A 15417-nucleotide genomic window follows, 5' to 3' on the forward strand; every position below is an offset into this window, starting at 1 on the left:
CCCCAATAGTTGGACACTAATTATTGGGGGTCTTTTTATGTCCAAATATAGCCGCGAGCTAAAATGTGTCATTGCTAAACAATGCTTAAATGGTACGTCATCTAGTTATTTAGAAAAGCAATATTCAGTTTCTTCGAGACAGATTCGGTATTACCTAAGTTTTTGCTATCCATGGTGCAGCTTCATTTTTACCAACTAAACATGCTGTTTCTGCTCAAACAAAGCTAAAAGCATTAAATTTAATGTGGACGAATGACTGGTCTCTCTCGCACACTAGCGCAGTATTTAACCTCTCGTCCCCTGGGATACTTTCTGTCTGGCTCAAAAGATTTAACGAGCTCGGTATCAAAGGGCTCAAAATTCGCCAGAAAGGAAGACCTTCAATGAAACAGCAGCCTCAACGTACCACTAAACCAGATAATGAAATGACACTTGAGGAGCTAAGAGAGGAGTTGATCTACTTACGAACTGAGAATGCTGTTCTAAAAAAGTTGGAAGAGTTGGAGCAAGAAAAGAACCGTCGAACAAAGAAAAAGCGGTCATAGCTCTAACTCTTAAAGGTAAGTACCCACTGAAGCACCTGCTGCAAACTCTGCAACTGGCGAAAAGTGTCTTTTATTATCAGGCTCAAGCGAGCAAGCGTACTGATAGTTACGAAAGTGAACTGCGGTTGATAAAGTCAATTTATCATGAGCATAAGGGGCGATACGGCTACCGCCGTATTCACTTGGAACTAAAAAAGCGAGGCTTCATGTTGAATCACAAGACGGTTCAAAGGCTTATGGCTCAGCTAAACCTTAAATCAACGGTCAGGATTAAAAAGTACCGTTCATATCGAGGTGAGTTTGGAAGAACGGCTCCCAACATACTTGAAAGAGATTTTAGTGCGTCCCAGCCAGATGAAAAGTGGGTAACTGACGTTACGGAGTTCAAAGTCAAAGAGCAGAAAGTGTACTTGTCTCCGGTTGTCGACTTGTTTACTCAAGAGGTGGTTGCTTATAGAGTAGCTAAAAATGCCTGTTTGCCGCTTGTCATTGATATGTTGACGGAAGCGATATCAAAGCTTAGACCGAACTCAAAGCCAATTATACATAGCGATCAAGGTTGGCAATATCGGCATCGACAATATCAGCAAAAATCGAAGAGAGTGGGTTAATACAAAGTATGTCGAGAAGAGGTAACTGCTTGGATAATGCTGTTGCAGAAAACTTTTTGCTTTACTTAAAACAGAGATGTATCACAACCAGAGCTTTGAAGATGCAGATACTCTGATAGAGCAAATTAAAGAATACATCGAGTACTACAATACCAAACGTATAAAGGTGAAGCTAAAAGGCCTGACTCCGATAGAGTATCGAACTCAGGCCTTGAAAGCCGCTTAACAGAAATGTCCAACTTTACGGGGTCACTTCAGTGCGGAGCTTTTTATTATCTAACCTTTTCACTCACCGTGCTGGGATCACAAGGCATTGTAAGGCTTAGATTTGGAACTGCTTAAGCTGATGCTTTTGGTTCTCCGCTAACCCAGACAGTTCTTGCGCGGCAGCTGCGGATTGAGTAATACCGGTTACGTTCTGGCTCACCAATTCATAGATGGTGCTCAAGTTATTGTTAATATCTGAGGTTACTTGTTTTTGTTCCTCTGATGCGGTCGCTACTTGTGTGTTGATAGCATTCAAATCGGAAATTGCATTATTGATGTCACTAAGTGAACGACTTACTTCGGTAGCAAGCGATTGGTTGTCTTCTAACATGGCTAAACTTGAATGCATGCTTTCGTTTGCGTGACCAGACTGTTGCTGAAGTTCTTCAATAATGGTTTGAATTTCTTTGGTCGATTCTTGAGTTCTTGCTGCCAGCATACGTACTTCGTCAGCAACCACAGCAAAGCCTCGACCACTTTCCCCTGCTCGTGCCGCTTCAATCGCCGCATTCAATGCAAGTAGGTTGGTTTGCTCAGAGATGCTCTCAATAACTTCAATCACTTTACCAATCTGTTCGGACTGATCTTTTAGTGACGTGACCACGTTTGCGGCTTCGTTCAGTTGGTCTGCCATTTTCGCACTCGCACGCGTGCTTTCTTCAAACATGCTTAGGCTCTGTGACGTTAGTTTTGTGGCTTCGTTAGATGCGCTGTCGGCTTGCTGTGCATTGGTTGAAACTTCCGCAGCAGTAGATTCAAGCTGGTTAATTGCAGAAGCTACTTGTTCTACTTCTTGTTTCTCTTGGTCTGAGTTGGCACTGCTTTGTGTCATTACTGTTGCCAGTTCAGTCGAAGCCGAGGCGACGTCTTCACTGATTCGAACTAGTGAGTCGACGGTACCGCGGAGTTGGTGGATGGTTTGGTTTACGTCTTGTGCCAGTTGCGACACCTCATTTTTACCTGTTTCTTCTGCTTCTACTAATAAGTTGCCTTTTGCTACTTCGCGCATGGTTTCTTGTAGGTTACGAATAGGCGCCACGATGTAGCTTGCTAACAACCAACTGATCAAAGAGGCGATAGACAAAATAATGACAAGAGAAATGGTGCTGTAAGTGATGGTATCTGAGTGCAGTGCACCATTTTCTGTGACTTCGTCTGTCACGATTTGATTGAGCTTCTTAGACAAGTTGTCAATGGCGCCAATCATTGCTTCACCTGCTAAGCGGTATTGACCCATTGCTGTTTCATATTCTCTCTCGAAATCTAAGGACACGTTGTTGGATGAATGTTTAGTGTTCAGTAGCGGCGTCATGGTGATTCGAGTGAAATCCACATAGTGGTTCATCGCATCGCGCATGGCGTTGACTTCTGCTTGGATGCCTTCAATTTGGTCGATGGAGCTTAAAAACTCACGGTTGGTTGCCTGACGATGTTGTAACTCTTGGTTCAGTGTTTGGACATCTTCTGCTCTGAACAGGCTGTAGATTGCCTTAATGCGCATGGCATAAGTGTTGTCGACGATAGAGCTGAGTTCTTCTTTATGCACGATAAGGCTATTGGTTGAGACCGTGACCTTGCCGAATGCCTGCTCTAACTTTCCGATGCCGATACTCAACCCAATGACGAGAAGTATGACAGTGAATAATACGGGTACGAAAACCTGTGACTTAATAGACAGCGTACTCAGTAATTGACGCATGATTGACCCTCTAAAGATTGGAACTATTATCATTTTTGTAAATAAAGCAACCCGATTCTAATTATTAGGCTTGATATATCAATCATTTAACGATGTTTATTTGTTATGAAATATATTAAAAGCGATGTAGTTGGCATTTTGTTATAACCAAATAGAAGCAATATATTTTGAGCTCGAAAGGAAATAAAGTTTGATTGCTGTTTTATTAAGCAGAAATGACAACGTGTCATAGAGCTTTCAACTAAGTGAAACACAACTGTCATATTTGGATTCTAAAGTGAGCATCGTTCAAGTGAAACACAACGGCAATAAGGCCACTTAAAGGAAATTGTGATGAAAAAGACAGTAATCGGTGCAATCGCACTTCTAGGCGCAATGGCAGTGACTCCTGTTTCTGCTAAAGAAACTATCTCTGCAGTGGGTTCTAGCAGCGTAACTCCACTGATGGAAGTTTTCTCTGAAACATACATGAAGACAAACCCGAACGTATTTGTTGAAGTTCAAGGCCCTGGTTCATCTGCGGGTGTTAAAGCAGCGAAAAACGGTTCTGCTGACCTAGGTATGTCTTCTCGTAACCTAAAAGATTCTGAAAAAGAGCCGGCTCTAAAAGAAGAGACAGTTGCTCTTGACGGTATCGCAGTTGTTGTAAACCCACAAAACAAACTATCGGGTCTTACTGCGGACCAAGTTACTGCAATCTACAAAGGTGAAGTAACAAACTGGAAAGACGTTGGCGGTGCAGACAAGCCAATCGTAGCAATCACTCGCGACACAGCTTCTGGTACTCGTGGCGCGTTCGAAGACATCATGTCTCTAAAAATGAAAATTTCTGGTAAGAAAGTATCGGCAATCTCTCAACGTGCTCAAGTTGCTAACGGTAACGGCGCACTGAAGACGATGGTTGCTTCTAACCCATACGCTATCGGCTACATCTCTCTTGGTACAGTTGATAGCTCTGTAAGTGCACTTCCAATTGACGGTATTCAAGCTTCAGTAGACAACGTGAAAAACGGTTCTTACAAAGTTGCTCGTCCGTTCCTTGTTCTTTACAAAGAAGGCAAGCCATCAGCTGAAACTCAAAAATTCCTAGACTGGATGCTAACTGATGAAGCGCAAGCGCTAGTTGACCAAAAAGGTTACATCTCAGTTAACTAATCCCATCGGGACTCTAAAGTTTGCTCAGCCCACCATTTCGGGCTGAGCCTTTTCTATCCATTGTGTTCAAGGGCATTGCCTAGAACCGTGAGATTTTTATGACCATCGCAACAAATAGTGAAAAGCTTATGACTACTGACGCTAAAGCGATCAGCAAGCCAGGCCTACGCGAGAAACGCCGCGTTGACTGGAGAGAGCGTATCTTCCACGGCTTGTTTTTAACGAGTGCTGTTATCGGCATCGTTTCATTAGCAGTAATCGCATACTTCATCGTTCGAGAAAGTATTCCAGCCTTCCAAGAAGTTGGCGTATCAGGCATCGTACTCGGCCAAAACTGGCTGCCACCAGCACTTTACGGTGTCGCAACTATGATTGTTGCTTCTATCGTTTCGACAGCTGGTGCAGTATTAGTTGGTGTGCCAATCGGCGTGTTGACTGCGGTCTTTATCGCAGAAATTGCACCGAAACGTTTGGCTGATGTTATCCGCCCAGCGGTTGAGCTCCTTGCCGGTATTCCTTCGGTGGTTTACGGCTTCTTTGGCTTGGTTATTATCGTGCCGCTTATCCAAAACGTATTTGATGTACCAGCGGGTAATACTATTTTGGCAGGTATCATTGTACTGGGTGTGATGATTCTTCCTACTGTCATCACGGTTTCTGAAACGTCTATTCGTGCAGTCCCTCGCACTTACAAAGAAGGCTCTTTGGCTCTTGGCGCTTCTAAAATCTACACCATCTTTAAATTGCTCGTTCCAGCGGCTCGCTCAGGCATCATGACAGGTGTGATTCTGGGTATTGGTCGTGCGTTGGGTGAGACTATGGCGATCATCATGGTTATGGGTAACGCGCCGGCAATGCCAGAAGGCATCCTTGATTCGGCTCGTACGCTAACCGCAAACATCGCTATTGAAATGTCTTACGCAAGTGGTGTTCACGCGAACGCTCTATACGCTACAGGTGTGGTACTACTGGTCTTCATCATGTCGTTGAACGCTGTACTACTTTACCTAAACCGAGAAAAAGCGAAGTAATCGCTCGTTAAAGGTGACTATTATGGATCGCGCAAAATTAAAACAGGCACGCCAGTTCAAAGATAATGTATTAAGCGCATTTGTCTGGGTCTCGGCAGCATTAACGGTAGGTTTTTTGTTCTGGATTATCTGGTACATCCTATCTAACGGTCTACAACACGTAGATTGGAACTTCATTACTGATGACTATACGCGCACAGGGGACGAGCACGGCATCTTCCCGATGATTGTGTCGACTATCTACATGGTTATCGCTTCTATCGCAGTGGCAGCACCACTCGGTATCATGACGGCAATCTACTTGACCGAATACGCGAAAGTAGGCAGCCGTTTAGTGAAAATCATCCGATTCTGTACCGAGTCATTGGCGGGTATTCCGTCGATCATCTTCGGTCTATTTGGTATGACTTTCTTCGTAGCGATTCTTGGCCTTGGCTTCTCGATTCTATCGGGTGCTCTAACGCTAAGTATTCTTATCCTGCCAGTGATCATCCGTACCACGGAAGAAGCATTGATGGCAGTACCGCAAACGTACCGCGAAGGCTCTTATGGTCTTGGCGCATCGAAAATTTACACTATCTGGCGCTTGATTCTGCCGAGCGCAATGCCAGGTATCTTAACCTCGGTCATTCTAAGTATTGGTCGTGTCATTGGTGAATCTGCTCCAGTTTTCTTGACAGCAGGTATGGTTGCTCGTATTCCGGATTCTTTATTGGATTCAGGCCGTACACTAACCGTTCACCTATACAAACTGACTACCGAACTGTTTACCATTGAGGAATGGAATCAGGCTTACGGTACCGCGACAGTTCTGATTGTTGTTGTTCTACTGATCAACATGGTTACAAAACTGATTGCACGACGTTTTAACACAGCAACTTACTAACAACACAAATTAAGAACGCACGTTAAAAGACACGAATTCAAGATTTAAGAGATTAAGAAAATGAACAAGTTTGATATTGAAAACCTAGACCTGTTTTACGGTGATAACCAAGCACTGAAATCAATCAACCTGCCTATTCCAGTACGTCAAGTAACCGCACTAATCGGTCCTTCTGGTTGTGGTAAATCTACACTATTACGTTGTTTGAACCGCATGAACGATCTTATCGAAGGCGTTAAGATCACTGGCAAACTGTCCATGGATGGTGAAGACATTTACGGCAACATCGATGTCGCTGATCTTCGAATCAAAGTGGGGATGGTATTCCAAAAGCCAAACCCATTCCCAATGAGCATTTACGAGAACGTGGCATACGGTCTTCGTGCTCAAGGCATTAAAGATAAAAAACACATTGATGAAGTGGTTGAGAGCTCACTTCGTGGTGCAGCACTTTGGGACGAAGTGAAAGACCGTCTTAAGTCACATGCATTTGGATTATCTGGTGGTCAGCAGCAACGTCTATGTATCGCTCGTACAATCGCGATGGAACCTGATGTGATCCTAATGGATGAACCAACATCGGCACTTGACCCAATTGCAACACACAAAATCGAAGAATTGATGGAAGAGCTGAAGAAGAACTACACCATCGTTATCGTGACTCACTCAATGCAACAGGCGCGTCGTATTTCTGACCGCACTGCGTTCTTCCTAATGGGTGAGTTGGTCGAGCACGATGACACACAAGTGATCTTCAGTGACCCGAAAGACGATCGTACTCAAGGCTATGTAAACGGCGACTTTGGTTAATTAACGTATTTATCAGCATATACATGAATAACTATAAGCGATGGTACTCTTGCCCCTCTTGATGAGGGGCCTTTTTCGTTTAAGGTATGTGGAATTTTCTCAATACCAATAATGTTCATGTTGATTCACTTTTGCGCCTAATTTTGCAGTATGTAATTCGGATGAAACACCTGTCTAAAAATGTTGAAAGGTTCTCGATTGTGAAATTAAGTACAAAATTTTTGCGAAAGACTTAACAGCTCAACTTGGATTCCATTGATTGCATATCATGGCCTAAGTAGTTTTTTATCGAGAATAAAAAAGTAGATTAGGTTGGCCAGGTGAGTTTAAAAAGTTTTACAAGAACGGTCTCTTCTACCAGAGACCATAGATTATTGGCGGAAGCCATATTCGAGCATCTAGAACAACGCTTTTCCCCCAGCGCGATAGCGATCTTTGACGATCCGCTCACCAATCCATCAGGGGCGGTGAGGTTTTCTCGTGGTGATTTGACTCCAATCCGTCAGTACCCTGAAGCCTTCTGGGATTGGGCGAGCCAATTTGATACTTCAGAAAGTATTATTCCGCTGGCCATCAATACCTGTAATTGGAACCACACCCAAGATCTTGGCGGCGAAAGTTACATCATGATGCTCGATAACACGCCGATCAAACGTACCTACCTACTGATTCAAAACGTCCAAGCTCGCTCCGCCCACAATATCTACGAAGAAAGTTACGATGCAATGCAACTTGCCGCGGCTCGCTGGCAGTGTATTCGCGCAGAAAAAAGCGCATCGCAAGAAATGAAGCATCGTGATGTCCGAGAGGCCCAATACGTCGATGAACTTAGCCAGCGAGAACGCTTCATTGAAAACATGAAGCTCGTACAGCAAGTGGCGTTGGACATCTCTAATCCTGACTCTCTTAAAGATCTCTATTTAAAAGCGGTTGAAGCCTTGCGTGAACGTTTAGGTTTTGACCGTTCTACTTTAATGCTGTTGGACATGAAAAAGCGTAGTTTCAGTGGGACCTATGGCACTAATGAGGATGGTATCACGATTGATGAGTTTCACACTCAATATGATCTTCACCAGTTGAGTGAAGAGTACATCGCAGCACTGTCGAGTACAGAGCGTAATCTCGTCATTGTCGAAGATGCGCCGATTTATACCGCCGGTAAAGTCGTAGGGCAGGGCTGGAATGCGATGTTAATCCTACGAGATGGTAATGAGCCTTTTGGTTGGTTCGCACTGGATAACTTTATTCATCGTAAGCCCGTGACGGCTTATCAAAAGCAGATGCTGGAATCTTTTGGCTCACTTTTCTCGCAAATCTATATCCGTAAGCGTCAAGAACAAAATGTGCGCATGTTGCACTCAAGTATGGTGGAGCTTTCTCGATGTACTACGGTCAGTGATGTGTGCAAATCCGCAGTGACCTTTGCCATTAAAAACTTGGGCATCGACCGTATGGCGGTGTTCTTGACTGATGAAAATTGCTCTTATATGCAAGGTACGTGGGGGACCGACATCCAAGGCAATGTGGTGGATGAATCTTATTTTTTTGGGGAGACACAGGACTTCTCTTTGATTAATTTAGCCCGATCTATGCTGAATGAGGTTGCGTTTGAAGAGTCGGTTCCCATCTATCACGATTGCAATATTGTTGGTTTCGGCTGGGCGGCCATGACAGTGCTGACTTCCAATAGCAGTGGGCCTATTGCTTTTATCGCCGTTGATAATCTATTAACTCGTGCGCCGCTTACCTCCCAGCTTCGTGAAGTGATTCGGATGTTTGCATCAAGCCTTGCTGAAGTGCTGCAACGTACACAAGCACAAGAGGCGATTCGCGAACTTAATGAAAACCTAGAGCTAGAAGTACAAAATCGGACTAAAGAGCTGGAAGAAGCCAATCGACAATTGGAAGTATTGTCTAAACTCGATCCTTTGACTCGCCTTGGTAATCGACGAATGTTAGAGCACGTCATGCAGAAGTACTGCTCGGTAGAGCATGATGAAGTCATGTCATTTGGATTGATCTTGATTGATATTGACCACTTCGGCTTGTTCAACAACCACTATGGACATCTAGAAGGTGATATCGCGTTAATGCGAATTGGTAACATCCTTGAACACCATACTAAAGATGAAGATGAAGTCTTTTGTCGAATTGGCGGGGAAGAGTTTGTTTTGTTGATGATTGGGTCACACCAAGAAGAGGTCAGGTTGAGAGCCGAATGCATCCGTCGTTGTATTGAGGAGGAGGGGATTAAGCATTGCCATAATCCAGAAGGTGAGTTACTTACTGTTTCTGTTGGTTATTCTTGCTACCTGACACAAGGTAAAGACTTTAACTTCGATCATTTGTATCAACTCTCCGATAAGGCTCTATACCGAGCTAAAAACAGTGGTCGAAACTGTGTTCGGGCGGTTGAAATAGAGAAGCAGAGTGTTGCTTAGCACTAAAAACAAAAATGGCAGCTTGAAGATAAGCTGCCATTTTTATCTAACACTTAATTGTTCGTTAAAGCTTCTCAAGCTGGTGGCTGGTTTTGGTTGTTTTGTCTTTGCTGAGTTGTTTGAGTATTGCCAGCAAAGTATCACTTTTCCATGGTTGCTGAGTGGAGCTAAATCGAGATTGATTCATCACATTCAATTCAGTTCTTACTGCTTGCACCGCCTTTGATTCGATATCAGCGTAGTGAGTGTTTAAGTAGTCGTTAACTACTTTTTCAATCTTGATACTGTCACCTTGCGTTATGACATCCTCTATATCTCGAATGGAGGCGTTATGAGTACTCATCATCACTTCTGTTGATTGTGGCGCTTTGCGTTTTCGCCATAAGCCAATGGCAATAGCGGAAGAAACCAACCAAAGTACCGCAAAGACGAATGTTAATGTTTGCCAAATCGTATCAACGCCACCTTGTGGAGCGGTTGGAGATGCCGTTTGTGTTGGTTGTGTTGGCAGTACACTTTCTGGCAGGGTTATCAGTCCAGTATCACTTTTCTCGACTTTAAGATTTAACTCAGCGATTTCTGATTCTCTTGCTTGATCACGATTGCTATCCCACCAATTTAGCTTGTAACCGGGTAAGGTAAGGTCACCAGCTTCCGTTGGGATCAGCACTTGCTTCATTGTCATGGTGATGGTGCCATCTCGAGCTGTTTCGAACTGAGGTTGCTCTGGGTAAACACGCAGTGTACTTGGGTAAATTATGCCAATACGTGGCAAGTATTCTGCTTGTGTGCCTCGCGCTCTCACACGAATCGTACGGGTAATAGATGAACCTTGTTTAACGCTATTCACCGCGTTTGCAGACAGAGGATTACCTTGCTCATCTTCCCAGCTTTGAGTCATTTCTAATGCTGAAGCTGGTAGCCAGTTGCCTTCAAAGTCTTTCGGGATCGGTTTGACTGTGATAGGCATTTGCTGAACGTTGGTTTTTATCGGCATGATCTTTGTCGAACCCGTTAAACTGTCACCATAAATGTAAGAGCCAGTTAATTGAGGGCCGTTTAACGAAAAGCTTCCTGGTTTTTCTGCGGTAATACGGAATGCTTGTTCAACGACAGTAACTTCTAAGCCATCAATGATTCGCTGACCTTGTTTCATGTCACTAGCAGGTTCAATCTTCATTCCATCAATGCTAGGCGGAACGATTTGTGGGTTATCCAAACGACGTGGATCTACTTTGATGGCCAACTGCATACGTAACGTTGCTGACTGTTGTGGGTACAAAGTGTGGTTATCCACGCTCATGTCAAAACTGAATAAATCATCCAGGTTTGGCTCTGCTTGGCTTTCTGTGACGCGCAGCTTAATTGGCTCAGTCTTCATCCCTTCAGCTGTGAAGCTTGGTATGGTCACAACGCCTTGTTTCATCGGCGCGATCGAAATGCTCCATTCCGTTCGGACTGTTTTATGGCCGTTAATGTTATTGCTTGAACGGCCGTAACGAGGCTGCCCCAAGAAAAAATCTTTCTTTAGCGTATCAAAATTTATGGCATCAGAACTTAACTCAGTGTCTGCCATAATGCGGAGATTGATGACTTCATTCTTTGCGACTTGGGTTTTATTCACACTGGCTTGAAGGCTTTGGGCAAAAACCGAAAAGCATGTTAATAGGCTGGCCACCAGAACAAAGACCAGTTTTGCGCCTTTTTTCATCATGGAGTTACCATTCCTTATTTGTTTGTTGTGGAGGTCGTTTTTGTTGAGCTTGCAACTGCATTTGTGCTCGAATCAAAAAGCTTGGGTCACGCGCACTTTCTACCGCTTCTAAACGGCGGAACTCAGGATCGTCCTGATGCGTTTTTTCTGCCTGAGCTTGAGCTTGCATTGGTTCCCCTTGTTGCTCGCCTGGTGTCTCTTCTTTTTGCTTTACTTTTTGTTGCTCGGTTTTCTCTTTTTCTTTTTTATTTTCAGTGTCTTGCTTGTTTTGTGACTGTTGTCCTTGCTCTTGTTTAGCATCATTCTGAGACTTTTGTTGCTGCTGTTGCTGCTGTTGCTGCTGTTGCTGCTGTTGCTGCTGTTGCTGCTGTTGCTGCTGTTGCTGCTGTTGCTGCTGTTGCTGTTGCTGCTGTTGCTGCTGTTGCTGCTGTTGCTGCTGTTGCTGCTGTTGCTGCTGTTGCTGCTGTTGCTGCTGTTGCTTCAGTTTCTCCTCTACAACCGACAGGTTCTTTTTCGCCGACTCAAAATCGGGCTTCTCCTCTACCAATTGTTTGTAGAGGTTTGCTGCATCATCAAGTTGACCGTTTTGAGCAAGTGCATTGGCGAGGTTATAACGTCCATCCAAAGTCGAGTTGTTTGAGAAAGCCTCAATGGCACTTTCATAATCACCGGCTTGATAGCTGGCAGCACCTTTCCAGTTTGGGTCGGTAAAGGTGTTTTGTGCCTTTTCGTACTCACCTTGTTGATAAAGCTGCTCGCCTTGCTGGTTTTGATTTAGGAACGCGCTCGCTTCTGCTTTTGGTGTCCAAGTCATTGGTAGTACGGTCGCAACCAGCACCCAAACCATACCTCTACGAAAGAGAAGGACAGCAGGAATCAACAGCAGTGGAAGCAACCAGAAACCGCTATTTAAGCGCGAATCTGTTTTTACATCCTCGCTTTGTTTCGCGGCAAGGTTGTTACCAGCATTATTGGTAAACGCGGCAATGTTCTCTACATCACGGTTATTATGTTGAATCGGAACGAATAATCCGCCAGTTTGCTTCGCCAGCGTCTGTAAATTTTTCAGATTCGTTTTCGCCACAACCGTATTGCCTTGTCGGTTCTTCATCAAAGAACCATCCGGAAGAGCAATTGGTGCACCATTTGATGTTCCGATAGCAAGCACTGACACTCTGACATCTTTACCATTTAACAACGCTAGTGAACGTGATAGTTCGGAGTCATCCAAATCATCTGCCAACACAACGATATCACCTTGATTGACACCGGCTTGTGTAAATTGACCAAGAGCGGTTTCTATCGCGGATGGTAAATTCGAACCTTGGTAAGGCATCAGTTCTGGCGATAGATTCTCAATAATGCCAGCAAGTGTACTCGAATCGGTTGTGAGTGGGCTTAAGGTATAGGCGTCACCTGCGTAAGCGACTAAACCTGTCGAACCTTCTCTCCACTTCGGTAATAAATCTAACGCTTTATAGCGTGTTTGCGATAGTCGATTTGGCTTCACGTCCGTTGCGTACATAGAGCGTGACATATCCAAGACTAATACTCGGTTCTGGCTCAGTTCGAAACTTGGGCGAGTATTCGATTGCCAGCTCGGCCCTGCCAAAGCGATGCAGGCGGTCGCCCAAGCGAGTCCCCAGATAGCAAAGTAATGTTTGGTCTTGATGGAATGACCGAGCATTTTTGCCAAGTGCGGCGCTATCAAGGACGACTTCTTGGTTTTGTACTGGCTATTTAGGGCTAAGACGATAGGAATGACGAGCAAACCCAACAGCCAATATGGATATAAGAATATAAACTCAGCCATGTTTTCTCCTTAGAACAAACAGAAACACGGAAAGAACGAGTGCTGCGCTCAGTGGGTAAGGGAACCATTCAGATTGAGGTCGCCAAGTCTGAGTGTCGCTAGAGACGGGTTCTAACTGGTTAATTGTGTCGTAGATTTTTTCAAGTTCTTGCGCATCACGGGCACGGAAATACTGGCCACCTGTCATTTCGGCAATCTTAGTAAGTGTTTGCTCATCGAGGTCAGAAGCGGTGTTCACTTTACGAGACATGAAGAAGTCTTTCACCATCATCTCGCCCGCGCCCACCCCAACAGTGTAGATAGTGGCATTGTATTTTTTCGCAATGTCTGCGGCTTCAAGTGGATCTAATACGCCTGCTGTATTGCTGCCATCACTAAGTAAAATCATCACACGTTGTGGTGCGTCGCTATCAACAAAGGTTTTGGTACCTAAGCCGATTCCATCACCAATCGCTGTGCGTTGTCCAACCAAGCCAATCACAGTTTGATTGATTTGTTGCATCACGGTTTTACGGTCCGCCGTTAGCGGTGTTTGTAGGTAAGCATGATCGCCAAACAGAACGACACCCAAACGGTCCCCGTCGCGCTTTTGAACAAATTCAGACAGGACTTTCTTCACTGCTGTGAGACGGTCAATGTACTCGCCATTGTCGTTCATGTCTTCTTTTTGCATTGAGCCTGACAAGTCAACGACTAGCATCATGTCACGGTACTTCGGTTGGAACTCAACCGGGTCGCCATACCAAACCGGACGAGCACAAGCGATAACCAATAAAGCCCAGATAGCAATAGACAGTGCCTTCTGGGCTAACTGTTTTGGCTTGGTGCTGTGTTCGTTGTCAGGCAGGTAGGCCAGTTTGATTTCAGCTTGCTGAGTCTCTTCAGGGAAGAACTTATAAATCAGCCAAGGTAGGGGCAGTAAAAGAAGAGCCCACCACCAGACCAACTCAATGTTAAACCATTGAGAGAGGCTCGATACGAGATTTGCCTCAGTCACGAGTTTTTGCCTTTTTCTTCGGAGGCAAAGCGCTGTCAATCCAGAAAGCACAATCATCAATCAAATCTTGATGCTGTTCTTGACCAGATTTTTGGTAAAGCGCGGCTTGCCACTGTTGTTGTTTGTCTACGAATCGAGTTTCTTTGGTGTAGCTATCAAGAAACTCATACCAAGCAGAGCCTGTTAATGGTGCGATCTCTTCCCGAGGGAAGTAACTCAAAGCCGCTTGGCGGAGAACCTCTAATGCAGAAGACGGAGTATGTGGTGTGAGCGGGTTGGTCAACAATTTCAAAGCGGTCTTTTTAGCGACAAGACGTTTTGAACGCCATCTTAAGTACAACACGACAATTACGATGGAAAGAATTATCCCGCCCAGAACAGCCCACCATCCCCAAGCAAGTGGGAACCAATCTGGTGCATTCGGTAGGATTAAAGGTTCAAGGTTTAGGCTTTGGTTATTCGTTGTCATTATTACTACTGCTTGAATGTTTTATATGTTGTTACTGTGGTTAGCTTAATTGCTGAATCAGGGGAAACCCACTGGACAGACTATTAAATGGAATCGCCATCGAGTGGCATTGTTGTTTGATGGCTTGCTGATGCTTATCGAAGTATGATTCCAATGCCTTTCGTTGTCCTTTTGAACCAAAGTTGAACCATTGACTTCGATGACCGTCAGACGCTTTCGCTTGACCTCGAAATTTGGTTTCACCTCGCTCTAAAGGGTCATAGAACTGGACTGCGCGAACGCTGTTGTGTTGCTTTAGTCGACGCAGTTGAAGCAATTCTTTCTTTTCCACTTGAGCAAAGTCGCTCAGCAGGATGAGTTCACTGCCTTTCGGCGTCAGGTTGTGCAGCGTTTCAATTGCGGCCATGTAAGGCAACGTGCGTGTGCTGTCAGCGTGTTGATTCGTAAGCAATTGGTTGTGAGTATTCACTATCGCGTCAAGAATTCTCAGCCCTTGTTTTTGAAGAGAAGAAGGGCGGAACTCAATACACTGCGAGCCATCATCAATCACCGCGCCGATGCGGTCTTTCTTGGCTAACGTCAGCCAAATCAAGACGCTAGCGAAATGCGCCAGTTGAACCGACTTCAATACATATTGCGAACCAAAGTGCATGCTTGGGCTCAAGTCGATGTATAAGATCACCGCTTGCTCTTTGTCTTCAGCAAACAACTTGGTGTGCGCTTTTCCCGTTCGGGCCGTTACGCGCCAATCGATGCTGCGAATGTCATCACCCGCTTGGTATTGGCGTACTTCCATAAAGTCCATACCGCGCCCTTTTTGACGGCTGGTATGGTTACCGCTCATTTGCGACCAAATACTCTGTGCTGGTGGCAACCAACGAACCGATTGAGTGCGATATTGAAGCAGCTCTTCAAGGGTTAATGTCACCCCATTCGCATGAGGTGGCAATGCATATGATGCAGACATGTCACCTACCTA

Annotated in this window: 13 protein-coding genes and 1 pseudogene; 8 read left to right on the forward strand and 6 right to left on the reverse strand. The window is 44.8% G+C overall.

Features of this window, described 5'->3' with window-relative positions; translation table 11 throughout:
• Window positions 1–242: 242 nt before the first annotated feature.
• From ITG12_RS16905 to ITG12_RS16915, 3 genes and pseudogenes are all read left to right on the forward strand, one after another.
• Window positions 243–320 (forward strand): annotated as a pseudogene (locus ITG12_RS16905) (helix-turn-helix domain-containing protein); the annotation flags it as partial.
• A gap of 63 nt (window positions 321–383) precedes the next feature.
• Window positions 384–545, forward strand: a complete 162-nt coding sequence (locus ITG12_RS16910; RefSeq protein WP_248875103.1) for a hypothetical protein — start codon at window positions 384–386, stop codon at window positions 543–545.
• On the forward strand, window positions 542–1156 hold the full coding sequence (locus ITG12_RS16915) for an IS3 family transposase (protein ID WP_248875097.1): 615 nt from the start codon (window positions 542–544) through the stop codon (window positions 1154–1156). Before ITG12_RS16910 ends, ITG12_RS16915 begins: the two co-directional genes overlap by 4 nt.
• Before the next feature lie 322 nt (window positions 1157–1478).
• Here ITG12_RS16915 and ITG12_RS16920 read toward each other — a convergent pair whose 3' ends face one another.
• A complete protein-coding gene (locus ITG12_RS16920) occupies window positions 1479–3122 on the reverse strand; it encodes a methyl-accepting chemotaxis protein (RefSeq protein WP_038873305.1) in 1644 nt (547 codons plus the stop codon).
• A gap of 333 nt (window positions 3123–3455) precedes the next feature.
• On the opposite strand from ITG12_RS16920, the gene ITG12_RS16925 reads away from it, so the two are divergent.
• The 5 genes from ITG12_RS16925 to ITG12_RS16945 all read left to right on the forward strand — a co-directional run bounded on the left by ITG12_RS16925 (window position 3456) and on the right by ITG12_RS16945 (window position 9445).
• A complete protein-coding gene (locus ITG12_RS16925; RefSeq protein WP_038876298.1) occupies window positions 3456–4277 on the forward strand; it encodes a phosphate ABC transporter substrate-binding protein in 822 nt (273 codons plus the stop codon).
• A 98-nt stretch (window positions 4278–4375) separates the two neighbouring features.
• Window positions 4376–5308 carry a phosphate ABC transporter permease subunit PstC gene (gene pstC, locus ITG12_RS16930; RefSeq protein WP_038873310.1) on the forward strand — a complete coding sequence of 311 codons (933 nt, stop codon included), beginning with the start codon at window positions 4376–4378 and terminating at the stop codon, window positions 5306–5308.
• Between the two features lie 22 nt (window positions 5309–5330).
• Window positions 5331–6194, forward strand: a complete 864-nt coding sequence (gene pstA, locus ITG12_RS16935) for a phosphate ABC transporter permease PstA (protein ID WP_038873313.1) — start codon at window positions 5331–5333, stop codon at window positions 6192–6194.
• Between the two features lie 60 nt (window positions 6195–6254).
• Window positions 6255–7004, forward strand: a complete 750-nt coding sequence (pstB, locus tag ITG12_RS16940) for a phosphate ABC transporter ATP-binding protein PstB (RefSeq protein ID WP_038873314.1) — start codon at window positions 6255–6257, stop codon at window positions 7002–7004.
• A 374-nt stretch (window positions 7005–7378) separates the two neighbouring features.
• Complete coding sequence (locus ITG12_RS16945) at window positions 7379–9445, forward strand: GGDEF domain-containing protein (protein WP_038873316.1); 2067 nt, start codon at window positions 7379–7381, stop codon at window positions 9443–9445.
• 64 nt (window positions 9446–9509) lie between these two features.
• Here ITG12_RS16945 and ITG12_RS16950 read toward each other — a convergent pair whose 3' ends face one another.
• Genes ITG12_RS16950 through ITG12_RS16970 form a run of 5 tightly spaced genes read right to left on the reverse strand, consistent with a single transcriptional unit; the run spans window position 9510 to window position 15405 of the window.
• Window positions 9510–11159, reverse strand: coding sequence for a BatD family protein (locus ITG12_RS16950; RefSeq protein WP_038876293.1), 1650 nt, complete (start codon window positions 11157–11159; stop codon window positions 9510–9512).
• A 4-nt stretch (window positions 11160–11163) separates the two neighbouring features.
• The gene (locus tag ITG12_RS16955) at window positions 11164–12972 is read right to left on the reverse strand and encodes a VWA domain-containing protein (RefSeq protein ID WP_248874597.1); all 1809 of its coding nucleotides are present in this window, start codon (window positions 12970–12972) and stop codon (window positions 11164–11166) included.
• Window positions 12965–13969: a VWA domain-containing protein gene (locus ITG12_RS16960; protein ID WP_038881006.1), complete on the reverse strand. Its 1005-nt coding sequence runs from the start codon at window positions 13967–13969 to the stop codon at window positions 12965–12967. Before ITG12_RS16960 ends, ITG12_RS16955 begins: the two co-directional genes overlap by 8 nt.
• The gene (locus ITG12_RS16965) at window positions 13962–14438 is read right to left on the reverse strand and encodes a DUF4381 domain-containing protein (protein ID WP_038881008.1); all 477 of its coding nucleotides are present in this window, start codon (window positions 14436–14438) and stop codon (window positions 13962–13964) included. Before ITG12_RS16965 ends, ITG12_RS16960 begins: the two co-directional genes overlap by 8 nt.
• A gap of 40 nt (window positions 14439–14478) precedes the next feature.
• Window positions 14479–15405: a DUF58 domain-containing protein gene (locus tag ITG12_RS16970; RefSeq protein ID WP_038881009.1), complete on the reverse strand. Its 927-nt coding sequence runs from the start codon at window positions 15403–15405 to the stop codon at window positions 14479–14481.
• Window positions 15406–15417: the final 12 nt, after the last annotated feature.

This window comes from Vibrio sp. ED002, assembly GCF_023277445.1.
In the GTDB taxonomy this organism is placed as follows: Bacteria; Pseudomonadota; Gammaproteobacteria; order Enterobacterales; family Vibrionaceae; genus Vibrio; species Vibrio jasicida.